Source organism: Variovorax sp. Varisp85, from assembly GCF_047304045.1.
Classification (GTDB): domain Bacteria; phylum Pseudomonadota; class Gammaproteobacteria; order Burkholderiales; family Burkholderiaceae_C; genus Variovorax.
Map to the genome: position 1 here is coordinate 16,371 of NZ_JBGLYN010000062.1, position 23,146 is coordinate 39,516.

Here is a 23,146-nt window from a genome sequence, read left to right on the forward strand (position 1 = left end):
GCCTCAGAAACCGCTTTCACCTCAGTTGTGTTTCGTAACAGAAGTCACAGAAATTCGTGAAAACGCAACGGACTGGGCGGCGATCCCGAGTCTTTACGTAACATCGACGCACCTTTTTTATAAATTGTTAACTAAAATCCACATTTCCAAAAATGTGAACTTTGGACCTCAGTTTCGTTTTCTTTATCAACCATTCGATTCACCGAGAGCTCATCTTGAAAAAACTACTCCTGGTTGCAGCCATCGCAGGCGCCCTTCCTTTCGCTGCGCAAGCAGAGTCCAATTTCGTGAGCGCGGCATCGGGCACGCTGACCGCCACGGCGCGCCTCAACTTCACGGTGACGATTCCGCGCGTGATGTATCTGCAGGTCGGTACCGGTACCAACTTCAGCACCGTGGGCACGGTCGATAACCTGGCCTTCACGGTGCCGGGCGCATCGGTCGGCGCGGGCGGCACCATCGCCGGCACGGGCGGTGATTTGGGTGCGGGCGCGGTTACGGTTCGCGTGCTTGGCAATGCCGGCGACCTGTCGCTCAAATCCGGCGTGACCGGCCAGCTGAGCAACGGCAGCAGCACCATCCCCTGGAGCGCCATCACCGTGACGGCGGCGCCGCTCACCGCCGGCATGACCGCCGGCTTCACCAACGCAGCCATCACCCACCCGGCCTTCAGCACGACCTCGGGCGCGGGTCCGACCGCCACGACCTTCACTTCGGTGAACACGGTGGTGCGCCAGGAAAGCAAGTGGACCTTCGCGTACGACAATACCGGCGTCTACGCGCCCGGTACGTACGGTGCCACGGTGGCCAACAACGGCGTCGTGACCTACACGCTCACCTCGCCCTGATCCTGCGCCGTCGCCATGGAAAAAAGGCGGCCTGGCGCCGCCTTTTTTCCAGCCTCGGGAGAACCCCTTGACATTGCGCCGTCCCTCCTTCGAACAGCTCCGTCTCGCGGCGTGCCTCGTGGCCGCCTTCGGCGCGCTGATGCCTGTGCACGCTTACACGGTGGGCATTGCCTCTGCATCGCGCTCGCTGTACCTGCAAGTCGGCGCGGGCAACATGGCTCAGGGTAACCCCAACTCTGCCGGCAACAACTCGACGCAGAACAACGTGACCGTGACCGTGCCTGTGGCGGCGCTGTTCACCGGCGCCGCCGCGCAGACGATGAACACCGACAGCACCGTCATGGCCAGCCCGATCGACGGCGCGGCCTACTGCACCCCTGCAGGCAAGGTCTATGTCGGCAGCTTCTTTCGCACCACCGGTTCTTCCAACAACAGCGCGACGCTGACCGTGAGCACGCCGGCGAACCTGTCCAGCGGCAGCGCCACCATTCCATTCAGCACCATCTCTTGGACCGGCACCGGCAGCGGCCAGTACGACTCGGAGATTCCGAGCGGTTCGTTCAGCAGCACCCTGCTCACGCTGGTCTCCGTGGCCAAGAACACCTGGTCGGAAAGCTGCCTGCTGTTCACTTACACCAATCCCGGCATGGTGCCGTCCGGCACCTTCACCGGCACCGCAACCTACACGTTGACGGCCCCATGAAGAACGCCCGCCGCGCGCTCGCCGTTGCCCTGCTGGCGCTGCTTGCCGCACAGGCCGGCGCTGCCACCTACCGCGTCGACGACACCGGCACGGTGGTCGGCCAGCCGGTCACGCCGATGCGCTGGCGCCAGCCCGTGCCCGGCCGCGTTGCGGACAACACCGTCGAGGGACAGGTCTCCGTCGCGCTGCGCCTGAACCTGTCGCAGTGGGTGATGCGCCAAGCCCGCATCTACATGCTGCTGGCTCCCACCGAGAACGAACGGCTGGTCGCCACCTGGCGCACCCAGGGCCGGCTGCTGCCGGGCTCCATGCGCGGCGGCGACCGCGTGCTGGTCTTCGAGGGCATCGTGCGCGAACCCTTCCTGCAGGAAACCATCCTGCTGAATCTCACGGCCGACGGACGCGCGCTCGAGCGCGCCCAGTCGCTGCAATTCAACTTCGAGATCGAGATGACGCCATGAAGCGCGCGATCGGCTTTTCTTCCCGCCTCCTGCGCGTACTGGCGCTGGTGGCATTCCCCGCCTCGGCCGCCTTCGTGGGCACCGGCGCGCAGGCCCAGTTCGCGCTGGCCGTCTCGCCCCCCCGCTTCGAATTGAGCGGCAAGCCCGGCGAGCGCGTGCGCGACGTGATCGAGCTCAGCCACTCGGACGCTCGACAGGGCGAGTACACCTTCAAGACCGCCGACTGGACGCTCAAGCCCGACGGCTCGGTCGACTTCAGCGACGAATTGGCGCCGGGCAGCTGCCGGCCCTGGGTGGCCATCGAGCGCCGCGAACTCAGCATCGCCGCGGGCAAACCCTATCGCTACCGTTTCGAGGTCACGCCGCCGGCCGGTACACCGCCGGTGGAGTGCCGCTTCGCCGTGCTGATCGAAGGCAAGGAGCACACCAACGCGCCCGGCACGCCGGTGGCGATGGCCGCGCGCATCGGCGTGATCGCCTACGTGGCGATCGGCGATGTTCAGCCCGTGCTCGACATCGCCGGCACTGCCGTGAAGACCGTGAACGGCAAGGACCTGCCGGTGCTGCGCATCCGCAACACCGGCACGGCGCACGGCCGGCTCGCGGGCTTCCTCAACGGCACCGATGCCAGCGGCGCGCGGCTCGAATTCCAGCCTGCCACCACGCCGGTCATGCCGGGCGAGACACGCGAGATTGCGCTCACCGCGACCCGGCCTGGCGACACGGATGCGGCCGTCACGGTGCGCTTTCCGGTCACCGTGACCGGCTCGCTCGAATGGGGCAAGAGCGGCTCATTCAAAGTCAACGAACGCTTCGGTCAATGAGGAAGCGGGCCCTGCAAACCGCGCTAGGACTCTGCGGCGCGGGCACTGCCCTGGCCGGCGCGGGTGCGTGGGCCCAGGTGCCGGCAACGGCGGGCAACCCGCCATCGGCCGTCGCCGCCGCGTATGTCGATCGCGTGCTCGAAGAGGGTCCCGTCGTGCCCGAGGCCCCGCAGGCCGAAGAACCCAGCACCGGCTGGCCGCGCGGCTGGAGCGCAGAGCTGCAATCCAACCGGCAGAGCAACAGCGCCGTCAAGACGCAGAGCCAGACGCTGACCTTCTCCGGTTTCCTCGACACGCCCAACTACGGCGCCTTTTCCGCCAACCTCAACCTGAACCGCAACCCGGCACCGGTGTACGGCTACGGCGTGTTCGGCAGCAGCGGCTCGCCGTACAGCGTGGTGCCCTTCACCGCACGCAACGGCAGCACCTGGCGCGTCGATCAGCGCGCGATGCCCTTCGACGGCGGCTGGTTCGGCAACAGTTCGGTCGGCAACATCAACATGGGCAGCACGCCGCTGGCGCGCGGCATCGGCCGGGTGTTCCTGCCGAGCCTGCCGATCGAGGGCGCGTCCGTGAGCATCGAGCAGCCGGGCCGCACGCAGTTCAATGCCTCGGCCGGGCGGCTCGGCTACTTCGACGGGCTGGCGTTCCAAGGCTTCTCGGCCGGCCGCGGTACGGCTGCCAGTGTCGGCGCGCAGACGCAGATCGCTGGCGGCGACGGCCCCATGGCTCTGGGGCGCACCGACGCAGCGGTGCAGTTCGTCGAGGCGCGCAACGTCAACACCAGCGGCCTGACCGGATACGCGCGCGATACCCGCACGCTGTGGAGCGCAGTCTCGTGGCAGGGCCTCGCGCCCTGGGCCGACACGATCGGCAGCGGCACCGGTGGTATCGGCGACCGCATCGGTGGCATGCGCGTGCAGGCCAACCTCGTGCACAGCGCGGGGCGACCGTCGGACGCGTCTTCGCAAGCGCCCTTCGACTCGGCCACAGGCGGCTGGCTCGACGCGGCCTGGCGCACCGACTGGCTGCAGCAGAGCGCCTCGATGTTCTATTTCCAGCCTTCGCTGCGCTGGGGCTCGGACACGCTGCCCAACAATCTGCGCGGCGCCTCGTGGCGCGGCGACATCTCCACCCGCCAATGGCAACTGGGCGGCAATGTCGAACTGAGCGACAGCGTGAGCGGCACTCAGCGCCGCTCGCTCTACGCCAACATGTTCGGCCGCTACCGCTTCGATTCGCGCGATGCGGTCTCGGGCAACGTGGCGGCACGCAGCGGCTCCTTCGCCGCGCAGTCGGCGCAGGTGACGTGGGAGCACCAGTCCGACTGGGGCTATACACAATGGCGTACCGACGCGGCCCACGGCGTCGACCTGCGCGTCCTGCGCACCGGCATCGACCACGCCTGGCGCGTCGGGGAGGCGCAGACGTTCTCGACTTCGCTGGCCGTCGAGCAATCGAACCGATCGGGCGGCAGCCTGCGCACCGTGCACTGGGGCGTGCTCGGCACGACTCCGCTGGTGGCCGGTGCGAGGCTCGACCTGAGCTTGCGCGGCAGCAACGGTCTCGGCGGCAACAGCACGCGCTTTCTCAGCGCCAACGCGCGGCTGGCTTGGCCGTTGGGCCGCGGCTGGTCGTTCATCACCCAGGCCACCGCGTCGCGCGGACAGGAGGCGCTCGACCCCGCGGTGGTCTCGGCCCTCACGGCCGCCACGCTGCAGCCGACGCTGATCGTGCCTTCCACCCGCTCGTTCATGCTGGTGCTGCGCTACGAAGGCCGCGCCGGCTCGGCCAGCGCCCCCATCGGCGGCGCGCCAGGCCTCGGCGACGGCCGGCTCGAAGGCCGCGTGTTCTTCGACCAGAACAACAACGGCCGGCGCGAAGCCAACGAGGGCGGTGTGGGCGGCGTCACCGTGCGCATCGATCGCCGCTACGTGACCCAGACCGATGCGCAGGGCTTCTACAGCTTCCCGTCGGTGGCCGGCGGCAGCCACGAGGTCGAACTGGTCCAGGACACCCTGCCCCTGCCCTGGAGCAGCCCGGGTTCGTCCACGCAGCGCGTCGACATCCGCGTGCGCGGCACCGCCGTGTCCGATTTCGCGATCCAGAAGGACCGCTAGCAAAGACCCAAGCAAGAAAGCCGTTCCCGGCCTATATTTCTTCCCGTTGCTGCCGATATCCGGAGATCGGGCGCCCATGCAGCGCCCGGCCCCCATGTTCTTACGAGGGATCGGGCCTTATGACGGGAAGCTGGCTTCACTCGGGGCGCGGCGCGCTGGCCGCCTTGCTGCTCGCGCCAATGCTGTGCGTGGCTGACAACGGCTCTGGGAGCAATGCCGCGACGGCGCGGTTGCGCATCACCGTGACCGTGCCGCCCGTGTTCCGCGTGCTGCAGGTCACGCCGACCGCCGAGGGCTACCAATACCGCGTCTGGACCAACATGAAGTCGATCATGCTCGGCGGGCGCGAGTACCGTTTTTCCAATCTCGGTGAGAACACGCTGAGCCTGCGCAACCCGGCGGCGGGCGCGTGGATTGTTCACGGGCTGTAGAAATGAGCGGTCCGCTCAGCCCTCGATGCCGCAACCGTTCAACACGAAGGCCACGAGTTCCCGTGCGATCGGCTCGCGATCGATCGGCGCGTCGGGCGGCAGACCGAGCATCACGCGCGTCTGGATCGCGTAGTCGGCATAGCTCTGGGTCATGGCCCAGATGTGCATCAGCAGGATGCGCGCGTCGAGCGGGCGCATTTGCCCGCGCGCGATCCAGCCGTTGATCACGTCGATCTTCTTCTGCGTCCAGGCCCGTGCGTTGGGCCAGTAACGGTCGAGGTTGCGGCCGCCGTCGAGGATCTCGCGCGTGAAGATGCGCGACATCTCGGGGCTGTCGAAGGCGTGGTCGAGTTTCTTGCGGATGTAGCCGCCGAGCACCGTGGCCGGGTCGCTCGCGTCCTCGAAGGAGAACACCACCTTCCACGCATGCAGCACCTGCATCAGCAGCTCTTCGTAGAGCTCTTCCTTGCCGGCGATGTAGTAGTGCAGCTGGGGCTTGGTGAGGCCGGCGCGCGCCGCGATGGCCTGGGTCGAGGTGCCTTTCAGCCCGTGCAGGCTGAACTCGGTGACCGCCGCGGCGCGGATCGCCGCCATGATGCGTTCGCGCCCGGGCCGAGCGCGCGACAGCGGGCCGTCGGGGGCGGGCATTTCCTGGGCGGTCGAAACGGGGAGGGCGGCTGGATCGGCAGTCATGATGGCGGGAAGGCGCGGTGCGCGCGGCCGATGGTAATCCCTCGCGCATGACCACATGCCATGCCGGCATGAACGCGCAGGGCATGCCGGCACGATTCATGTATCTTCCTCGCCGCCTCGAAAGATTCCACCTCAACACAGGAGTTCTCCATGTACCTTTCTCCCCGTTTCCGTGCCTTTGCGGCCGGCGCCGCAATGCTGGCGGCCAGCGCGCTCGCGCAGGCGCAGCAGGCGCTGCCCAACGTGGTGATCCTCGCCACCGGCGGCACCATCGCCGGGGCCGGCGCCTCGGCCGTCAACAGCGCCACCTACGCGGCCGCCAAGGTCGGCGTCGAGAAGCTGATCGCCGGCCTGCCGGAGCTCTCCAAGGTGGCCAACGTGCGCGGCGAACAGGTGTTCCAGGTCGCATCGGAAAGCCTCACCAACGACAACCTGCTGACGCTGGCCAAGCGCGTGTCGGCGCTGTCGAAGCAAGCCGACGTGGACGGCATCGTCATCACGCACGGCACCGACACGCTCGAAGAAACCGCCTACTTCCTGACGCTGACGGTGCACACCAGCAAGCCGATCATCGTCGTCGGCTCGATGCGTCCGGGCACGGCGCTGTCGGCCGACGGCGCGCTCAACCTGTACAACGCGGTGAACGTGGCGGGCAGCAAGGACGCGATGGGCAAGGGCGTGCTGGTGACGATGAACGACAACATCGACAGCGGCCGCGACGTGAGCAAGAACGTCAACATCAAGACCAACGCCTTCTCCAGCCAGTGGGGTCCGCTGGGCATGATCGTCGAGGGCAGGAACTACTGGTTCCGCGCACCGGTCAAGCGCCACACCATGAACTCGGAGTTCGACATCGACAGCATCAACGCGCTGCCGCCGGTCGAGATCGCGATGGGCTACGAAGGCGTGTCGTCGGTGGCCATCGACGCGATCGCCAAGAGCGGCGCCAAGGCGCTGATCCATGGCGGCACGGGCAATGGCTCGGTGGCCGACCGCATCGTGCCGAACCTGCAGAAGGCGCGCGCCGACGGCGTGATCGTGATCCGCAGCGCCCGCGTGCCCGACGGCTTCGTGATCCGCAATGCCGAGCAGCCCGACGACAAGTACGACTGGGTGGTGGCGCACGACTTGCGTCCGCAGAAGGCGCGCATCCTGGCGATGGTCGCGCTGACCAAGACGAACAACACCAAGGAACTGCAGCGCATCTTCTGGGAGTATTGAGCCCCCCGGCTTTTCACGCCGCTTCGCGGCGTGTAATCCGCCACCCCCCGAGGGGGAGGCGCGGCTCGCCTTGGGGCGGCCCGGCGGCGGCCGCCTCCGCCAGCTCCTCTATTGCTTGCCGCGATGGTGCCGTGCGTACTCGATGCTCGCGATGCAGATCGCCAGCCAGGCACCGCCCGAGCACAGCCCCGCGAGCACGTCGCTCGGGAAGTGCGCCCGCACGAAGATGCGGCTGCAGGCCACGGTGACGACCACTGCCGTTGCCGCCATCACCGACGGCACCCGCCAGCGCGGCGGCAGCATGCGCAGTCCCAAGTAGCCCAGCATGCCGTAGAGCACCATCGAGCCCGAGCTGTGGCCGCTCGGAAAGGAATAGCCCGACACCTGCGCGAAGCCGAAGTCGTGCACCGGCCGAGCGCGCTCGAAGATGAGCTTGAGCACGTGGTTCAGCACCCCGTTGCCGGCGATGGCCGCGACCCAGCCAGCCGCGAAACCGCGGTGCCCGCGAAGCCACAGCGCCACCGCCACGCCGGCGCACACCAGCACCGCGACGATCGGGTCGGCCATGTGGGTGAGCCATGAGAACGCCTCCCTCACGACCGGCGGCGTGTGCGCGCCCACGGCACGGCTGATCGTCTCGTCCAGCAGGCCCATGGGCCGACCGTCGCCGAGGCCTTCCGCCACTTCGGCGAACAGCCAAGCCAGCGCGATCACAGACGCCGTGCCAATGGCCAGCCCGCCGAACAGCAGTCCGGCGCCCGGCTCGGGCTGCGCCGCATGCCGGCGCCGCAGGTGCTCGAAGCCCCACGCCGCGAGGCCGGCGGCCACGGTCAGCATCACCAGAAGAACCAGGAATCCGGGCCAGGCCTGGGCGCCGAGGCGCTCTCCCAGGGCGATCAATGCGGCATCTTCAACGGGCATGGGCGGGGCGGGCGGACGGCAGGCGCAGGCGAATCACGGCGTGTCGGCAGGGGTTTCAAAGGGGAGGTCGAGCATAGCGGGCCGTTCCTGACCGCCCACTGCCTCGTAAAATAGCCGGTTCGTTGCGCCGCGGGTCCTTCTCCCGCCGGGCGGCCGCCTTCACGCAGAGCCATGCTGACCTTCCAACAAATCATTCTCAAACTGCAGTCGTACTGGGCCGACAAGGGCTGCGCGCTGCTGCAACCGTACGACATGGAAGTGGGCGCGGGCACCTCGCACACCGCCACCTTCCTGCGCGCGCTCGGCCCCGAACCCTGGAAGGCCGCCTACGTGCAGCCCAGCCGCCGCCCCAAGGACGGCCGCTACGGCGAGAACCCCAACCGACTGCAGCACTACTACCAGTACCAGGTGGTGCTCAAGCCGGCGCCCAGCAACATCCTCGAGCTCTACCTGGGCAGTCTCGAAGCGCTGGGCTTCGACCTGAAGAAGAACGACATCCGCTTCGTGGAAGACGACTGGGAGAACCCCACGCTCGGTGCCTGGGGCCTGGGCTGGGAGGTGTGGCTCAACGGCATGGAGGTGACGCAGTTCACCTACTTCCAGCAGGTCGGCGGCATCGACTGCAAGCCCATCACCGGCGAAATCACCTACGGCCTGGAGCGCCTGGCGATGTACCTGCAGGGCGTGGACAACGTCTACAACCTCACGTGGACGGATGGTCTCAGCTATGGCGACGTCTACAAGCAGAACGAGGTCGAGCAGTCGACCTACAACTTCGAGCACAGCGACGCCGAGTTCCTGTTCACCGCCTTCGCTGCGCACGAGAAGCAGGCCAAGAACCTCATGACCGAGCAGCTCGCGCTGCCGGCCTACGAGCAGGTGCTCAAGGCTGCGCACAGCTTCAACCTGCTGGACGCGCGCGGCGCCATCAGCGTGACGGAGCGCGCGGCTTACATCGGCCGCATCCGCAACCTCGCGCGCAGCGTGGCGCAGAGCTACTACGACAGCCGCGAGCGCCTTGGTTTCCCGATGGCGCCGCGCGAATGGGTCGCGCAGATGCCGCCCAGGAAGCCGGCCTGATACACCACAGCACGCCCGATGCCCACCGTCTTCACCCACGTCGCCGTACCTGTCTGCGCAGCCATTGCGCTGGGCACGCGGCGCGTGCCGGTGCCGGCGCTGCTCGCGGGCATGCTGGCGTCCATCGCGCCCGACTTCGACGGCCTGGCCTTCAAGCTCGGCATCGCCTACGGCGGCATGGCGGGCCACCGCGGCTTCACGCACACGCTGGTGTTCGCGCTGCTGCTGGGCCTTGCGGGCTGGTGGCTCGCGCCGCGCTGGGGCACGCGCCGGGCGGCGGGCTGGGCGTGGATTGCGCTGTGCACCGTGTCGCATCCGCTGCTGGACATGCTGACCAACGGCGGCATCGGCATCGCCTTCTTCTGGCCGTTCAGCGACGTGCGCTATTTCAGTTCATGGCGGCCCATCGAGGTGTCGCCGATCGCCCTGAAAAAGTTCTTCTCGCCGCGCGGCGCGCAGGTGCTGTTCAACGAGATGGCCACCGTGTGGGCGCCGCTGCTGGCGGCCGCGGTGCTCGCGCTGGTTGCGCGTCGATCCGTGGAGCGGCGCCATGGCGCCGTTGCCGCATGAATTCGGTCTTTTCTTCTTTCCCCTCCACGGTGCCGCTTCGCTGCGTGCCCGTGACCGGTGCCGCTCGCGGCCCATTTCCAACAACGCTCTGAGCCATGTCGTCTGCCAGCCTTCTTGTCGAACTGTTTGTCGAGGAATTGCCGCCCAAGGCGCTGAAGAAGCTCGGTGATGCCTTTGCCGGCGTGCTGCGCGACCAGCTCGTGGCGCAAGGGCTCGCCGCATCCGGCGCCGTGCTCACCGCCTATGCCTCGCCGCGCCGCCTGGCTGCGCACCTCACGCACGTGGCCGAGCGCGCCGCCGACAAGGCCGTGTCGCAAAAGCTCATGCCAGTGGCCGTGGGCCTCGATGCTTCGGGCCAGCCCACGCCCGCGCTGCTCAAGCGCCTGGGCGCATTGGGCGCCGATGCTTCCGCCGTGCCCGGCCTGAAGCGCGCCATGGACGGCAAGGCCGAAGCCCTGTTCTACGAAAGCACCGCCAAGGGCGCCACGCTGGCCGAGGGCCTGCAGAAGGCGCTGGCCGAAGCCATTGCCAGGTTGCCGATTCCCAAGGTCATGAGCTACCAGCTCGAAGAAGGCAGCGAGCTGCCCGGCTGGACCAGCGTGAGCTTCGTGCGACCGGCGCACGGCCTCGTCGCGCTGCACGGCGACACCGTGGTGGCCATCGAGGCGCTGGGCCTGAAGGCCGGCCGCGAGACGCACGGCCATCGCTTCGAGGCGGCGGTCGATCCGGTCGCGCTGCGCGATGCCAACAGCTATGCGCTGCAGATGCAGGAAGACGGCGCCGTCATCGCGAGCTTCGAGGCGCGCCGCGCCGAAATCGCGCGCCAGCTGGCCGCGGCGGCAGTGGAGGTCGGCGGCGGCTCGGTACCCATCCACGACGATGCGCTGCTCGACGAAGTGACCGCGCTGGTCGAGCGCCCCAACGTGCTGGTCTGCAGCTTCGAGCGCGAGTTCCTCGAAGTGCCGCAGGAATGCCTGATCCTCACGATGAAGGCCAACCAGAAATACTTTCCGCTGCTCGATGCGTCGAGCAAGCTCACCAACAAGTTCCTGGTGGTCAGCAACATCAGCCCCGACGATGCGAGCGCGGTCGTCGAAGGCAACGAGCGCGTCGTGCGCCCGCGCCTGGCCGACGCCAAATTCTTCTTCGACCAGGACCGCAAGAAGTCGCTGGCCTCGCGGGTCGAGTCGCTGGGCAAGGTGGTCTACCACAACAAGCTTGGCACGCAGGGCGAGCGCGTGCAGCGCGTGATGCACATCGCGCGCGGCATCGCAGAGAAGCTCGGCGATGTATCGCTGGCCGCGCACGCCACGCAGGCCGCTCAACTCGCCAAGGCCGATCTCGTGACCGACATGGTCGGCGAGTTCCCCGAGCTGCAGGGCACCATGGGCCGCTACTACGCGCTGCACGACGGCCTGGACGCCTCGGTGGCCGACGCCATCGAAGACCACTACAAGCCGCGCTTCGCCGGCGACGAGCTGCCGCGCAACACCGTGGGCCTCGTGGTGGCGCTGGCCGACAAGCTCGAGACGCTGGTCGGCATGTTCGGCATCGGCAACCTGCCCACCGGCGACCGCGACCCCTTCGCGCTGCGCCGCCATGCGCTGGGCGTGATCCGCATGCTGGTCGAGAAAGACCTGCCGCTCGATCTGAGCAAGCTGGTGAGCGCCGCGCGCACCGTGCTGGACGACGCCATCGGCAAGACGGGGCAGTTCCCGCTGCACAAGGCCGCGGAAGACGTGAGCCAGGTCGTCGATTTCATCTACGACCGGCTCGCCGGTTCCCTGCGCGAGCAGGGCGCCAGCGCGCAGGAAGTCGAAGCCGTGCTGGCACCGCGCCCGCAGCGCCTGGGCGAAGTGCCCAAGCTGCTGGCCGCCGTGCGCGCCTTCGCCGCCCTGCCGGCCGCCGCCGCGCTGGCGGCCGCGAACAAGCGCATCGGCAACATCCTCAAGAAGGCCCCCGAGGCCGACGCGCACGTCAGCGAACTGCTGCTGCACGAACCGGCCGAGAAGGCGCTGCATGCGGCCATGGCGCAGGTCGTGCCCGCCGCCAACGCGCAATTCGAGGCCGGCGACTACACCGCCTCGCTGCAGACGCTGGCCGCGCTGCGCGAGCCGGTCGACGCCTTCTTCGACGGCGTGATGGTCAACGCCGAACAGGCCGACCTGCGCCTGAATCGGCTCGGCCTGCTGATGTCGCTGCACGCCGCGATGAACCGGGTGGCGCAGCTCGAGCGGCTGGCCGTCTGAACATTCCTACGGCAACACCACCATGGGCGGCACCGTCATGAAACTCGTCATCCTCGACCGCAACGGCACGATCAACGTGCACCGCGAAGACTTCGTGAAGAGCGACATCGAGTGGACGCCGCTGCCTGGTGCTCTCGAGGCTGTGGCGCGGCTCAACCATGCGGGCTGGCACGTGGTGGTGGCATCCAACCAGTCGGGCCTGGGCCGCGGCCTGTTCGACATGGCCTCGCTCAATGCAATGCACGCCAAGATGCACAAGATGCTCGCGGCGGTGGGCGGCAAGGTCGATGCGGTGTTCTATTGCCCGCACAGCCCCGACGAGGACTGCGACTGCCGCAAGCCCAAGCCGGGCCTGTTCCTGCAGATCGGCGACCGCTACGGCATCGACCTCAAGGGCATCCCGACCTGCGGCGACAGCCTGCGCGACCTGCAGGCGGGCGCGGCCGCCGGTTGCGAGCCGCACCTGCTGCTCACGGGCATGGGGGCGGCCTGCCGCGGCATCGATCCGCTGCCTTCCGAATATCCGGCGAACACGTTGGTCCACGACGATCTCGCCGCTTTTGTTGATTTTTTGCTTGCGCGCGAAGCGCGGGCTGCACTGCAGGTGACTGTCTGATGGCGTTTTTTCGTTCCGTTCTCCACGCACTGTGGATGCTCGTCACCGTGATCCCCTGGGGCATCATCATGTGCGTCAGCTCGCTGTGGAAGCGCGGCATTCCGCTCTACTGGATGGCGGAGCGCTGGCTCGGCTGGGCCATCGGCGGCGCGCGCGTGCTGCTGGGCATCAAGACCCGCGTGAGCGGCATGGAAAACCTGCCGACCGACAAGCTCGCGGGCGCAGTGCTGCTGGTGAAGCACCAGTCCACGCTCGAGACCTTCCTGATGCCCACGCTGATGCCGCATCCGCTGGCCTACGTGTTCAAGAAGGAGCTGATCTACGTGCCCTTCTTCGGCTGGGCGATGGCGCGGCTGGACATGATCCACATCGACCGCAGCCAGCGCGCGCAGGCCTTCAACAAGGTGGTGAACCAGGGCCGCAAGCTGCTCGCGCAGGGCATCTGGATCATCATGTTCCCCGAGGGCACGCGCATCCCGCGTGGGCAGAAGGGCACCTACAAGAGCGGCGGCACGCGGCTCGCCTGCGAGACCGGCGTACCGGTGATTCCCGTTGCGGTGACGTCGGCCAAGGTGTGGCCGCGCAAGGCCTTCATCAAGCGCCCGGGCGTGGTCGACGTGTCCATCGGCCCGGCCATTTCGAGCGTGGGCCGCAAGCCCGACGAGCTGATGCGCGAGGTCGAGGCCTGGATCGAGGCCGAGATGCGCCGCCTCGATCCCGAGGCTTATGTCGACAGCCCGCAGTCTGCGCAAGAAGCGGTGAGCTGAGGAACAGAGAGCCTGGCATGGGGCGACTGCTTCAGTTCACGATGGACCTGTTCGAAGGGCTTGGCAGCGAGTTCGCGTCGCCGGCACCCGTCCCGGCGCGGCCGCGCAGGGCGAAGAAGCCGAAGCCTGCGGCACCGCCGGCGACTCTTCTTGCTCCTCACTCCATGGCGCCTTCGGCGCCGGACGATGAACACGCCGTGCCCTCGCCGCCGGCGGTTCCGCTTGCCGAGACGCTGGCGCTCGCGAACTTCGCGCACCCTCAAGCCACCCGCGAGGTGGTGCTCGGCTCTGCGCGCGTGGCCTACGAATTCAAGCGCGGCAAGCGCAAGACCATCGGCTTTCTCGTCGGTGCCGAAGGCCTGTCGGTGCGCGCGCCGCGATGGGTGGCGCTGCGCGATGTCGATGTGGCCATCCACGAGAAGTCCGACTGGATCCTGCGCAAGCTCGCTGAAACGCAGCAGCGTCATGCGCGCGTCGAAGCCACGCGCATCGAGTGGAGGGATGGGGCCGGGTTTCCGTTCCTCGGCGAGCCGGTGGTGATCCAGCTCGACCCGAAGCACGGCTTCGCCAGCGTCGGCGGCACGCTCGATGCCGGTGACGGCACGGGGCCGCGCATCCTGCGGCTGGCGGTGGCGCAGAATGCTGCGCCTTCGCAGATCCGCGATGCGGCACAGGCCTGGCTCATGCGGCAGGCGCGGCGCCTGTTCATCGAGCGGCTCGATCATTTCGCGCCGCTGCTCGGTGTGCGCTGGCAGAAGCTGTCGCTGTCGAACGCGGCCACGCGCTGGGGCAGCGCAAGCGCGGACGGGTCGATCCGGCTCAACTGGCGGCTCATTCATTTCCGCATGCCCGTGATCGACTATGTGGTCGCGCACGAACTGGCCCACCTGCGCGTGATGGACCATTCGCACCGCTTCTGGGAAACGGTCGGGAGCGTGATGCCTGACTACGACCTGCTGCGCCAGCAGCTCAAGGACGAAGCGGTTCCCCGCTGGTCCTGAGGCATTTCTCGGGCACGCTCAGCGCGCGTGCGTAACGCCTCCGTCCACCACCAGCGTCGACCCCATCACATAGTCCCCAGCCCGAGAGGCAAGGTAGATGGCCGCGCCCGCCATGTCTTCCGGTGTGCCGATGCGCCCCGCGGGGATGCGGCCCTTGACCTCGTCCCCGTGGTCGCGAGCGTCCTTGTTCATGTCGGAGGCGAATGCGCCGGGTGCAATCGCGCTTACCGCGATGCGGTCCTGTGCCAGCCGCAACGCCATGCGGCGCGTCAGCTGGATCAGCCCCGCCTTGCTCGCCGCATACGAGTACGTCTCCTGCGGATTCACGGAAATCCCGTCGATCGATGCGATGTTGATCACCTTCGCCAGGTGATCCGTGGCCGCCTTCTTCAGCATCGGCGTCAACGCCTTCGTCAGGAAGAACGGCGTCTTCAGGTTCAGGTCCACCACCTTGTCCCAGCCGCTCTCGGGAAACTCTTCATATGGCGCGCCCCAGGCGGCCCCGGCGTTGTTCACCAGGATGTCCAGCGAGCCTTCGTGCTTCGCATAGGCATCGACCAGCGCCTGCGCGCCCTCGAGCGTCGACACGTCCGCCGGCAGCGACACGCAATGCCCGAACGCCGACAGCTCCTTCGCCGTCTGGTCGCAGGCCGCGGCCTTGCGCGCCGAGATGTACACGCGCGCGCCCTGGGCCAGGTAGCCCTCGGCGATCATGCGGCCGATGCCGCGCGAGCCGCCGGTGATCAGCGCCGTGCGGCCCTTCAGCGAGAAGAGTTGGGTGGTGTCCATGGTGCGGGTGTCTCCTGAATGAATGAGCGATCGGTCCAGGAAACGAGCTTAGTGTGCGCCGCGCCGCGCGGGCGTCACCTCGGTGTCAGCGTCAGGCTTCGGGGGCTCGTGAAGCTGCGCAGGTCGCCGCTCACCGGGTCGAGGAACGCGACCGATTTGGCCAGCAGCTGCAAGGGCTTGCCGAAGTCGTCGGTGCCTTCGGGCAGCAGCACGGGATAGATCGGATCGTTCACGATCGGCATGCCCAGCGCCATGCAGTGCACGCGCAATTGGTGCTTTCGGCCCGTCACGGGCGAGAGCTTCAGCAGCGCGTGGCCGTCGCGCACCTCTTGCACCTCGATGCGGGTTTCGGAGTTGGGCTCGCCGGGTTCTTCGCGCACGCGCATGAAGTGGTCGTCGTCGACCAGCCGGCTGCGGTAGGTGGCGGGCACCGACGATACGCCTTCGTACCACGGCACCACGGCCTCGTAGTGCTTGGCGATGCGGCGCTCCGGAAACATCTGCTGATAGGCGCCGCGCGTGGCGGGCCGCACCGAGAACAGCACCAGCCCCGAGGTGCTGCGGTCGATGCGGTGCAGCGGCACGAGGTCGTCGAGCGCCAGCTTGCGCTTGAGCCGCACCAGCAGGCTCTCCTGCAGGTACTTGCCGGTGGGCGTGACGGGTACGAAGGGGGGCTTGTCGACCACCAGCAGTTCGTCGTCCCGGAACACGACCTGCTCTTCGAACGGGATGCGCGCTTCGTTGTCGAGCGTGCGGTAGTAGTACACGCGCAGCGGCGATTGATAGCGGCGCGCCACCGTCACGGGCACGCCGTGCTCGTCGATGACGTCGTTCGCCTCGATGCGTTCGAGCCAGGCCTCGCGCGTGATCGCGGGAAAGCGCTCGATCAGGAATTCGGCAATGGTCGGCCAGGGGCCGTGGACCAGGCCCACACAGCTCGGTCCGACGCCGTCGCGCGTGGGCAGCGGCAATTGGGGCGGTCGGCGCCGGGTCATTGCGGCAGTGCTCGCCGCAGCACGGACAGGGCTTCGGCGAACGAAGGCCGCGACGCCGCGTCGGGCTGCAGGCAGCGGTCTTTCAACGTCGCCACGGCCTGCGGCGGTGCGTCGTTGCAGCGTTCGAGCAGCTCTTCCAGCAGGCAACCGAAGGCACGCATCTCCAGGCCTTGGAACGCACGCGCCTGCGCTGCATCGAGCGCGCCCGTCATCCACGCCGCGCCGAAGTCACCGAGCCGGCCGCCATCTTCTGGATGCCAGAGGATGTTGTGCGCATAGAGATCGCCGTGAAGAATTCCTTGCGCATGCAGGTGCTGCATGGCCGACGCGATGTCGCGTGCGATGCGCAGCGCCACGGCGGATGTCCACCGCGCTTCTTCGGCATAGACATCGCGCGTGCACGACGCAAGGCTCGGCGGCCCGGCGAGCGTGGCGAACGATGGATCGACCAGCGCCATCACCAGGCCTTCGATGCCTTCGGGGTGGCCGTCGATGCGACTCTGCGCGGCGATCAGCGTGGGATGCGCGCCGGCGGCGATGCAGGCGGCCATCTCGCTGTGCGGCCAGCCGTCGCTGGTGACCGCGCCCTTGAAAAGCTTGACCGCGACCTGCTGCGATGCGCCGAGGGTGGCTTGATGGATCACGCCCGATGCGCCTTCACCGAGCTTCCTGCCCAGCGCCAGTTCACGCCAGTCGATGTGCGGCACCGACTGCGCGGTGATCGCCGCGTCCTCGGCCTGCGTATCGAAGGGGTTGCCCGCGCAGGCGAGCCACGACAGGCGCGGCAGCGAAGGCAGCCATGCGGGCAGCGTCTCGAAGCGGTTGGCCGAGATGCGCAGCAGTTCGAGCTGCCCGAGGCCGGCCATCGACGGCGGCAGCGCGCGCAGGCGGTTGCCCGCGAGCATCAGCTTCTGCATCCGCGTGCAATTGCCGAGCGAGCCGGGCAGTTCTTCGATCTGGTTGTCCGTGAGGATCAGCCACCGCAGCGAGGACGGCAGCGAGGCCGACGGCACGGTGCGGATCCGGTTGGCCTTGAAGCCGACGATGTCGAGGCCATGGCACTGGCCGATGGCTTCAGGCAGCGTGGTGAATCGGTTGTCCGAACAGAACAGCACGCGCAGCTTGTGAAGGCGATGGAGGTCGTCGGGCAGCGTGTCGAGCGCATTGCCCGACAGGTTCAGCACCTCGAGCGAATCGGCGAGTGCGAAGACCTCTCGCGGGAACTCGGTGAGTCCGCTCGAGAGATCGATTCTTCTTGCGCCTGCCAGCCGGCCCGCGCGCAGCTGAGCCAGCGTGTCCATCCGGCGAGTCTAAGCCGTCGCGGCCTTGGGTCCGAAGCGATAGATGCCGTCTTTGCCGAGTTCGCGCTTCACCTGGCCGGCGAACCACAGCAGGTGCAGGTGGGCCACCGTTTCGCCCATGGCGAAGGTCATCTGGTGCAGGTCGAGTTCGCGCTTGAACAGGATCGGCAGGCCTTCGGCGGCGGTCAGGGCACGCGCCGTGCAGGCTTCGAGCAATTCGGCCAGCCGGTCGCGGTGGTGCTCCTGCAGCTGGTCGACGCGGCGGTGGATGCCGCGGAACGGCTTGCCGTGCGAGGGCAGGCCCAGCGTGTCGGCCGGCAGTGCCTTGAACTTGTCGATGCTGTCGAGAAACAGGCGCAGCGAGTTCGCCTCGGGCTCGCCCGCGTGCACGCTCACGTTGGTGGAAATGCGCGGCAGCATCATGTCGCCGCCCAGCAGAAGCTTGAGTTCGTCGCAGTACAGCGCGATGTGCTCGGGCGCATGTCCGTAGCCGCTGATGCAGCGCCAGGCGTGACCGCCGATCACGACGTCGTCGCCGTCGAGCATGCGAACGAAGCGGTCGGGCACCGAGGGCACCATGTTCGCGTAGTAGTTGGTGCGCGCGCGGATCTTGGCGAGCGACTCGGCGTCGGTCAGGCCGTGCGAGCCGAAGAAGGCCGCGGCCGCATCGCCGCCCGCCAGGGTGTCGCCATTGGTGCTGAGCACGCGGGCCACGTGGTAGTCGGTGGAACTGATCCATAGAGGCGCGTTCCAGCGCGAGCAGAGCCACTCGGCCAGGCCGATGTGGTCGGGGTGCATGTGGGTGACGATGACGCGCAGGATCGGCATGCCCTGCAGCTGCGTTTCGAAAATCTGCTCCCACTGCGCGCGCGCTTCGTCGTGCGCGATGCAGCAGTCGACCACTGTCCAGCCCTCGACGCCGTCGAGGCTGTCGCGCAGCAGCCAGAGGTTGATGTGGTCGAGCGCAAAGGGCAGCCGCATGCGGATCCAGCGCACGCCGGGCGCCACTTCCAGGGCTTCGCCGGGCTCGGGGAGCGTGTCGCCGAGGGGGTAGTGGAGTTCACGTTCGAGGAGGTTCATGTAAGATTGACGTTTACGTAAACGTCATGGGTTGATGGCACCATTGTAGGGATCGCCGCGCAAACCTGCTGTCGCCCCCGTAACGCCCTTTCGCCACCACCGCCGCCATGCCTGCGCAAACTTTCACCATCAGCCAGCTCGCGAAGGAGTTCGACCTCACGACGCGGGCCATCCGCTTCTACGAGGACATGGGCCTGCTCACGCCCGAGCGCGCCGGCCTGCAGCGCGTGTACAGCGCGCGCGACCGCGCGCGGCTCACGCTCACGCTGCGCGCCAAGCGCCTCGGCCTGAGCCTGACGGAGGCGAAGGAAATCCTCGACATGTACGACAGCCCGCGAGACACCGTGCCGCAGCTGGAAAGATTCCTCGGCGTGCTGGGCACCCACCGGGCCCAGCTCGAAGCGCAGCTGACCGAATTGCAGGCCAACCTCGCGGAGGTGCGAGAGCACGAGAAAAAGGGACGGGCCACCCTGGCCAAGGCACAAAAGGCGAACAAGGCAGCCAAGTCTGCGGAAGCCAAGGCCTGAAACACGACTCATCGACAATAGCCGACTATGCCCGACAACACCGATAACCTCGACGACCTCTTTGCCCACAACCGTGCCTGGTCCGCGCAGATGGAGCGCGACCGGCCCGGTTTCTTCACCAGCCTGGTCAAGCAGCAGACGCCGCGCTACATGTGGATCGGCTGCTCCGACAGCCGCGTGCCAGCCAACCAGATCACCGGCCTGGAGCCGGGCGAAGTGTTCGTGCACCGCAACGTGGCCAACATCGTGGTGCACTCCGACCTCAACGCGCTCTCGGCGATCCAGTTCGCGGTCGAGCACCTGAAGGTCGAGCACATCATGGTCGTGGGCCACTACGGCTGCGCCGGCGTGAAGGCCGCACTCAGCGGTGCGCGCATCGGCCTGGCCGACAACTGGATCCGCCACATCCAGGACGTGCGCGACCGCCACGCCGTGATGCTCGAGAGCCTGCCCGAAGATGCACGCGTCGACGCGCTGTGCGAGCTCAACGTCGCCGAGCAGGTGGTCAACGTGGCCGTCAGCACCGTCATGGTCGACGCCTGGGCGCGCGGCCAGAAGGTCCGCATCCACGGCTGGACCTTCGGCGTGCACGATGGCCTGCTGCAGGATCTCGGCCTGAGCGTCGACGGCGCCAAGCCGCTCGATACGGTCTACAAGGCCGCGGTGCAGCGCATCCGCTACAAGTGGAGCAAGCCCGGCGAAGTGATCCAGTCGCTGACGCTGCAAGGCACGCAGGTGAACCAGGCGGTGCAGGAGGCGCAGGCCATGACGCCGCAGCCCGAGGCCAACGGCACGGCCGACCCCGCCGCGGCCTGAACGGCCGTCCTCCATCGGCTCGCGTCGCCATGTTTCCGCAGCGCCTCGACTCGCCGCTGGCCTATGACATCGCGAAGGCGATGATGGACGGCTTCAACCGGCACTACCGGTTGTTCCGCGCCGAATCGGCGCGCGCCAAGCACCGTTTCGAAACCGCCGACTGGCACGGCCAGCAGCGCGCACAGCGCGAACGCATCGAGTTCTACGACCTGCGCGTGAGCGAGGCCGTGGCCCGGCTCGAAAAGGAGTTCAAGGCCGGCGAACAGCCGATGGACGTTTGGCACCAGGTCAAGCTGCACTACATCGGCCTGCTGGTGGACCATCACCAGCCCGAGCTGGCCGAGACCTTCTTCAACTCGGTGACCACGAAGATCCTGCACCGCGCGTACTTCCAGAACGACTTCATCTTCGTGCGCCCGGCCATCAGCACCGAGTACATCGAGCCGCGCGGTGCGCCCACCTACCGCCCGTACTACCCCAAGCCCGACACGCTGGCCGACACCATCGAGCAGATGCTCGACGACTTCGCGCTGCTCGGCAGCTATGCCAACAAGCGGCGCGATGCGCAGCGCGTGGCGCACGTCATCCTCAACCGCTTCCACCAGGTCAAGCTGCGCGCCAACTTCCAGCTGCAGGTGCTGTCGGGCCTGTTCTTTCGCAACAAGGGCGCGTACGTGGTCGGAAAGATCATGAACGGCTTCACCGAGATTGCGTTCTCGCTGCCGATCCTGCACGACAGCCACGGCAAGTTCTACATCGACGCGGCGCTGTTCGGCGAGGACGACATGCAGATGCTGTTCAGCTTTGCACGCGCCTATTTCATGGTCGACATGGAAGTGCCCTCGGCCTGGGTGCAGTTTTTGCGCTCGCTCATGCCGCGCAAGCCGCGCGCCGAAATCTACAACGCGCTCGGCCTCGCCAAGCAGGGCAAGACGCTGTTCTACCGCGACTTCCTCTCGCACCTGAACTATTCGAGCGACCGCTTCCGCATTGCGCCCGGCATCAAGGGCATGGTCATGCTGGTGTTCGACCTGCCGTCGTTCCCGTTCGTGTTCAAGGTCATCAAGGACTTCTATCCGCCGCAGAAGGACACCACGCGCGAGCAGATCAAGGGCAAGTATCTGCTCGTGAAGCAGCACGACCGCGTGGGCCGCATGGCCGACACGCTGGAGTACAGCGACGTGGGTTTTCCGCTCGACCGCTTCGAGCCCGAGCTGATCGAGGAGATCAGGAAGTTCGCGCCCAGCCAGCTCGAGCTCGGCGACCGCGACAGCAACGGGGAAATGGAGGTCGTGCTCAAGCACGTCTACATCGAGCGGCGCATGATCCCGCTGAACATCTACCTGCAGGAAGCCTTCGACACGCTGGCCAGCCCCGAGAGCCCGGCACACGCCAAGCGCGCGAAGGACCAGCTCGAGCGCGCGGTGGTCGAGTACGGCAACGCCATCAAGGACATGGTTGCCGCCAACATCTTTCCGGGCGACATGCTGTGGAAGAACTTCGGCGTCACGCGCGGCGGCAAGGTCGTGTTCTACGACTACGACGAGATCGAATACGTCACCGACTGCAAGTTCCGCAAGGTGCCCACACCGCGCAACGAGGAGGACGAGATGAGCGGCGAGGTCTGGTACTCCGTGGGTCCGAAGGACGTGTTCCCCGAAACCTTCGAGCCCTTCCTGCTCGGCAACGACGACGTGCGCGCCGCCTTCATGGCGCACCACGCCGACCTGCTCGACGCCGCCTTCTGGCAGCACCACAAGGAACGCATCCAGGCCGGGCAGATGCTCGACGTGTTTCCGTACGAAGAGTCGCAACGCTTCCAGCACGAGGGGCACGCGACGCATTTTTGACCGATCGTTTTTGATTCCGCTTTCACATCCCTGAAGGAGACCTCCATGTCCGAATCCATCGTCATCGTCGGCGCCGCCCGCACCCCCATGGGGAGCTTCCAGGGCGACTTTTCTTCACTCTCGGCGCACGACCTCGGCGGCGCCGCCATCAAGGCCGCGGTCGAGCGCGCCGGCATCGCGCCCGACGCCGTGGGCGAAGTGCTGTTCGGCAACTGCCTGATGGCCGGCCAGGGCCAGGCGCCGGCGCGCCAGGCGGCCTACAAGGGCGGCCTGCCCGACAGCGCGGGCGCCGTCACGCTCAGCAAGATGTGCGGCTCGGCCATGAAGGCCGCGATGCTCGCGCACGACCTGCTGCTGGCCGGTACGCACGAGGTGATGGTGGCGGGCGGCATGGAAAGCATGACCAACGCGCCCTACCTCATGCTCAAGGGCCGCGGCGGCTACCGCATGGGCCACGACCGCATCTTCGACCACATGATGCTCGACGGCCTCGAAGACGCCTACCAGCCGGGCCGCTCGATGGGCACCTTCGGCGAAGACTGCGCGGCCAAGTACAAGTTCACGCGCGAGCAGCAGGACGCTTTCGCCATTGCGAGCGTGCAGCGCGCCAAGGCGGCCACGGAATCGGGTGCGTTCAAGGAAGAGATCACGCCCGTCACCGTGAAGGGCCGCGGCGGCGACACCATCATTTCCATCGACGAAGGCCCGGGCAAGGTCAAGCTCGACAAGATCCCCACCCTCAAGCCCGCGTTCAAGAAGGAGAACGGCACCATCACCGCCGCGTCGAGCTCGTCGATCAACGACGGCGCTGCCGCGCTGGTGATGATGACCGAGTCGCACGCGAAGAAGATCGGCGCCAGGCCCATCGCCCGCCTCGTCGGCCATGCTACGCATGCCCAGCAGCCCGAATGGTTCTCCACCGCGCCCGTTGGCGCCGTCGCCAAGCTGTTCAAGAAGACCGGCTGGACCGTGAAGGACGTCGACCTGTGGGAGGTGAACGAAGCCTTCGCCGTGGTGCCGATGGCGCTGATGCACGAACTCGACGTGTCGCACGAGATCGTCAACGTGAACGGCGGCGCCTGCGCGCTGGGTCACCCGATCGGCGCCAGCGGCGCGCGCATCATGGTCACGCTGATCCATGCGCTGAAGGCGCGCGGCAAGAAGCGCGGCGTGGCCACGCTGTGCATCGGCGGCGGCGAAGGCACCGCCGTGGCACTCGAATTGCTATAAGAGCAACGGCCGGCAAGCGCCCGTCCATCCACCGTACCGCCATTGCCGCCGTG

At 67.4% G+C, this 23,146-nt stretch carries 23 protein-coding genes; 17 read left to right on the forward strand and 6 right to left on the reverse strand.

Annotated features, from left to right (window positions below; translation table 11 throughout):
* Window positions 1–215 precede the first annotated feature (215 nt).
* The 6 genes from ACCC97_RS21650 (at window position 216) to ACCC97_RS21675 (ending at window position 5,387) form a co-directional block, all read left to right on the forward strand.
* A complete protein-coding gene (locus ACCC97_RS21650; protein ID WP_413334957.1) occupies window positions 216–848 on the forward strand; it encodes a hypothetical protein in 633 nt (210 codons plus the stop codon).
* 67 nt (window positions 849–915) lie between these two features.
* Entirely contained in the window at window positions 916–1,551 is a 636-nt protein-coding gene (locus ACCC97_RS21655; protein ID WP_413334958.1) for a hypothetical protein, read from the forward strand.
* Window positions 1,548–2,012 (forward strand): hypothetical protein, encoded by a 465-nt coding sequence (locus ACCC97_RS21660; protein WP_413334960.1) that lies wholly within the window; start codon window positions 1,548–1,550, stop codon window positions 2,010–2,012. The genes ACCC97_RS21655 and ACCC97_RS21660 overlap by 4 nt, the downstream gene beginning before the upstream one ends.
* Entirely contained in the window at window positions 2,009–2,836 is an 828-nt protein-coding gene (locus ACCC97_RS21665) for a hypothetical protein (RefSeq protein WP_413334961.1), read from the forward strand. Before ACCC97_RS21660 ends, ACCC97_RS21665 begins: the two co-directional genes overlap by 4 nt.
* Window positions 2,833–4,956: an SdrD B-like domain-containing protein gene (locus ACCC97_RS21670; protein WP_413334962.1), complete on the forward strand. Its 2,124-nt coding sequence runs from the start codon at window positions 2,833–2,835 to the stop codon at window positions 4,954–4,956. The genes ACCC97_RS21665 and ACCC97_RS21670 overlap by 4 nt, the downstream gene beginning before the upstream one ends.
* A 119-nt stretch (window positions 4,957–5,075) precedes the next feature.
* Window positions 5,076–5,387, forward strand: coding sequence for a hypothetical protein (locus ACCC97_RS21675; protein ID WP_413315569.1), 312 nt, complete (start codon window positions 5,076–5,078; stop codon window positions 5,385–5,387).
* A gap of 15 nt (window positions 5,388–5,402) precedes the next feature.
* Here ACCC97_RS21675 and ACCC97_RS21680 read toward each other — a convergent pair whose 3' ends face one another.
* Window positions 5,403–6,080: a TetR/AcrR family transcriptional regulator gene (locus ACCC97_RS21680; RefSeq protein ID WP_157609054.1), complete on the reverse strand. Its 678-nt coding sequence runs from the start codon at window positions 6,078–6,080 to the stop codon at window positions 5,403–5,405.
* Window positions 6,081–6,230: 150 nt separating this feature from the next.
* Here ACCC97_RS21680 and ACCC97_RS21685 point away from each other — a divergent pair, with 150 nt between their 5' ends.
* Window positions 6,231–7,301, forward strand: a complete 1,071-nt coding sequence (locus ACCC97_RS21685; protein WP_007836147.1) for an asparaginase — start codon at window positions 6,231–6,233, stop codon at window positions 7,299–7,301.
* Window positions 7,302–7,409: 108 nt separating this feature from the next.
* Here the strand turns inward: ACCC97_RS21685 and ACCC97_RS21690 are convergent, their stop codons facing one another.
* Window positions 7,410–8,222, reverse strand: coding sequence for a phosphatase PAP2 family protein (locus ACCC97_RS21690; RefSeq protein WP_413334964.1), 813 nt, complete (start codon window positions 8,220–8,222; stop codon window positions 7,410–7,412).
* Window positions 8,223–8,393: 171 nt separating this feature from the next.
* Here ACCC97_RS21690 and glyQ point away from each other — a divergent pair, with 171 nt between their 5' ends.
* The 6 genes from glyQ (at window position 8,394) to ACCC97_RS21720 (ending at window position 14,505) form a co-directional block, all read left to right on the forward strand.
* A complete protein-coding gene (gene glyQ, locus ACCC97_RS21695) occupies window positions 8,394–9,302 on the forward strand; it encodes a glycine--tRNA ligase subunit alpha (RefSeq protein ID WP_007836152.1) in 909 nt (302 codons plus the stop codon).
* A gap of 18 nt (window positions 9,303–9,320) precedes the next feature.
* The gene (locus ACCC97_RS21700) at window positions 9,321–9,872 is read left to right on the forward strand and encodes a metal-dependent hydrolase (protein WP_413334966.1); all 552 of its coding nucleotides are present in this window, start codon (window positions 9,321–9,323) and stop codon (window positions 9,870–9,872) included.
* A gap of 95 nt (window positions 9,873–9,967) precedes the next feature.
* Window positions 9,968–12,121 (forward strand): glycine--tRNA ligase subunit beta, encoded by a 2,154-nt coding sequence (gene glyS, locus ACCC97_RS21705; protein WP_413334968.1) that lies wholly within the window; start codon window positions 9,968–9,970, stop codon window positions 12,119–12,121.
* A gap of 22 nt (window positions 12,122–12,143) precedes the next feature.
* Window positions 12,144–12,737, forward strand: a complete 594-nt coding sequence (gene gmhB, locus ACCC97_RS21710; RefSeq protein WP_007836157.1) for a D-glycero-beta-D-manno-heptose 1,7-bisphosphate 7-phosphatase — start codon at window positions 12,144–12,146, stop codon at window positions 12,735–12,737.
* Window positions 12,737–13,504 (forward strand): lysophospholipid acyltransferase family protein, encoded by a 768-nt coding sequence (locus tag ACCC97_RS21715; RefSeq protein WP_007836158.1) that lies wholly within the window; start codon window positions 12,737–12,739, stop codon window positions 13,502–13,504. The genes gmhB and ACCC97_RS21715 overlap by 1 nt, the downstream gene beginning before the upstream one ends.
* Before the next feature lie 17 nt (window positions 13,505–13,521).
* On the forward strand, window positions 13,522–14,505 hold the full coding sequence (locus ACCC97_RS21720; RefSeq protein ID WP_413334970.1) for a M48 family metallopeptidase: 984 nt from the start codon (window positions 13,522–13,524) through the stop codon (window positions 14,503–14,505).
* Window positions 14,506–14,523: 18 nt separating this feature from the next.
* Here ACCC97_RS21720 and ACCC97_RS21725 read toward each other — a convergent pair whose 3' ends face one another.
* The 4 genes from ACCC97_RS21725 to ACCC97_RS21740 all read right to left on the reverse strand — a co-directional run bounded on the left by ACCC97_RS21725 (window position 14,524) and on the right by ACCC97_RS21740 (window position 18,670).
* Window positions 14,524–15,294, reverse strand: a complete 771-nt coding sequence (locus ACCC97_RS21725; protein WP_056515878.1) for an SDR family oxidoreductase — start codon at window positions 15,292–15,294, stop codon at window positions 14,524–14,526.
* A gap of 74 nt (window positions 15,295–15,368) precedes the next feature.
* Window positions 15,369–16,289 carry a pseudouridine synthase gene (locus ACCC97_RS21730; RefSeq protein ID WP_413334972.1) on the reverse strand — a complete coding sequence of 307 codons (921 nt, stop codon included), beginning with the start codon at window positions 16,287–16,289 and terminating at the stop codon, window positions 15,369–15,371.
* Entirely contained in the window at window positions 16,286–17,590 is a 1,305-nt protein-coding gene (locus ACCC97_RS21735; RefSeq protein ID WP_007836163.1) for a leucine-rich repeat-containing protein kinase family protein, read from the reverse strand. The genes ACCC97_RS21730 and ACCC97_RS21735 overlap by 4 nt, the downstream gene beginning before the upstream one ends.
* Before the next feature lie 9 nt (window positions 17,591–17,599).
* The gene (locus ACCC97_RS21740; protein WP_007836164.1) at window positions 17,600–18,670 is read right to left on the reverse strand and encodes an MBL fold metallo-hydrolase; all 1,071 of its coding nucleotides are present in this window, start codon (window positions 18,668–18,670) and stop codon (window positions 17,600–17,602) included.
* A 107-nt stretch (window positions 18,671–18,777) separates the two neighbouring features.
* On the opposite strand from ACCC97_RS21740, the gene ACCC97_RS21745 reads away from it, so the two are divergent.
* Genes ACCC97_RS21745 through ACCC97_RS21760 form a run of 4 tightly spaced genes read left to right on the forward strand, consistent with a single transcriptional unit; the run spans window position 18,778 to window position 23,093 of the window.
* Entirely contained in the window at window positions 18,778–19,197 is a 420-nt protein-coding gene (locus ACCC97_RS21745; RefSeq protein ID WP_007836165.1) for a MerR family transcriptional regulator, read from the forward strand.
* Between the two features lie 27 nt (window positions 19,198–19,224).
* The gene (gene can, locus ACCC97_RS21750) at window positions 19,225–20,013 is read left to right on the forward strand and encodes a carbonate dehydratase (RefSeq protein WP_007836166.1); all 789 of its coding nucleotides are present in this window, start codon (window positions 19,225–19,227) and stop codon (window positions 20,011–20,013) included.
* Window positions 20,014–20,042: 29 nt separating this feature from the next.
* Window positions 20,043–21,863, forward strand: coding sequence for a bifunctional isocitrate dehydrogenase kinase/phosphatase (aceK, locus tag ACCC97_RS21755; protein ID WP_007836168.1), 1,821 nt, complete (start codon window positions 20,043–20,045; stop codon window positions 21,861–21,863).
* Between the two features lie 45 nt (window positions 21,864–21,908).
* Window positions 21,909–23,093 carry an acetyl-CoA C-acyltransferase gene (locus ACCC97_RS21760; protein ID WP_413334975.1) on the forward strand — a complete coding sequence of 395 codons (1,185 nt, stop codon included), beginning with the start codon at window positions 21,909–21,911 and terminating at the stop codon, window positions 23,091–23,093.
* Window positions 23,094–23,146: the final 53 nt, after the last annotated feature.

Coding starts and splice junctions, on each gene's coding strand:
- ACCC97_RS21720 (WP_413334970.1), top strand. CDS start 13,522: ATGGGGCGACTGCTTCAGTTCACGATGGACCTGTTCGAAGGGCTTGGC.
- can (WP_007836166.1), top strand. CDS start 19,225: ATGCCCGACAACACCGATAACCTCGACGACCTCTTTGCCCACAACCGT.
- ACCC97_RS21725 (WP_056515878.1), bottom strand. CDS start 15,294: ATGGACACCACCCAACTCTTCTCGCTGAAGGGCCGCACGGCGCTGATC.
- ACCC97_RS21665 (WP_413334961.1), top strand. CDS start 2,009: ATGAAGCGCGCGATCGGCTTTTCTTCCCGCCTCCTGCGCGTACTGGCG.
- ACCC97_RS21735 (WP_007836163.1), bottom strand. CDS start 17,590: ATGGACACGCTGGCTCAGCTGCGCGCGGGCCGGCTGGCAGGCGCAAGA.
- ACCC97_RS21660 (WP_413334960.1), top strand. CDS start 1,548: ATGAAGAACGCCCGCCGCGCGCTCGCCGTTGCCCTGCTGGCGCTGCTT.
- ACCC97_RS21685 (WP_007836147.1), top strand. CDS start 6,231: ATGTACCTTTCTCCCCGTTTCCGTGCCTTTGCGGCCGGCGCCGCAATG.
- ACCC97_RS21700 (WP_413334966.1), top strand. CDS start 9,321: ATGCCCACCGTCTTCACCCACGTCGCCGTACCTGTCTGCGCAGCCATT.
- ACCC97_RS21680 (WP_157609054.1), bottom strand. CDS start 6,080: ATGACTGCCGATCCAGCCGCCCTCCCCGTTTCGACCGCCCAGGAAATG.
- ACCC97_RS21690 (WP_413334964.1), bottom strand. CDS start 8,222: ATGCCCGTTGAAGATGCCGCATTGATCGCCCTGGGAGAGCGCCTCGGC.
- ACCC97_RS21740 (WP_007836164.1), bottom strand. CDS start 18,670: ATGAACCTCCTCGAACGTGAACTCCACTACCCCCTCGGCGACACGCTC.
- gmhB (WP_007836157.1), top strand. CDS start 12,144: ATGGGCGGCACCGTCATGAAACTCGTCATCCTCGACCGCAACGGCACG.
- ACCC97_RS21745 (WP_007836165.1), top strand. CDS start 18,778: ATGCCTGCGCAAACTTTCACCATCAGCCAGCTCGCGAAGGAGTTCGAC.
- aceK (WP_007836168.1), top strand. CDS start 20,043: ATGTTTCCGCAGCGCCTCGACTCGCCGCTGGCCTATGACATCGCGAAG.
- ACCC97_RS21760 (WP_413334975.1), top strand. CDS start 21,909: ATGTCCGAATCCATCGTCATCGTCGGCGCCGCCCGCACCCCCATGGGG.
- ACCC97_RS21675 (WP_413315569.1), top strand. CDS start 5,076: ATGACGGGAAGCTGGCTTCACTCGGGGCGCGGCGCGCTGGCCGCCTTG.
- ACCC97_RS21670 (WP_413334962.1), top strand. CDS start 2,833: ATGAGGAAGCGGGCCCTGCAAACCGCGCTAGGACTCTGCGGCGCGGGC.
- ACCC97_RS21730 (WP_413334972.1), bottom strand. CDS start 16,289: ATGACCCGGCGCCGACCGCCCCAATTGCCGCTGCCCACGCGCGACGGC.
- glyS (WP_413334968.1), top strand. CDS start 9,968: ATGTCGTCTGCCAGCCTTCTTGTCGAACTGTTTGTCGAGGAATTGCCG.
- glyQ (WP_007836152.1), top strand. CDS start 8,394: ATGCTGACCTTCCAACAAATCATTCTCAAACTGCAGTCGTACTGGGCC.
- ACCC97_RS21715 (WP_007836158.1), top strand. CDS start 12,737: ATGGCGTTTTTTCGTTCCGTTCTCCACGCACTGTGGATGCTCGTCACC.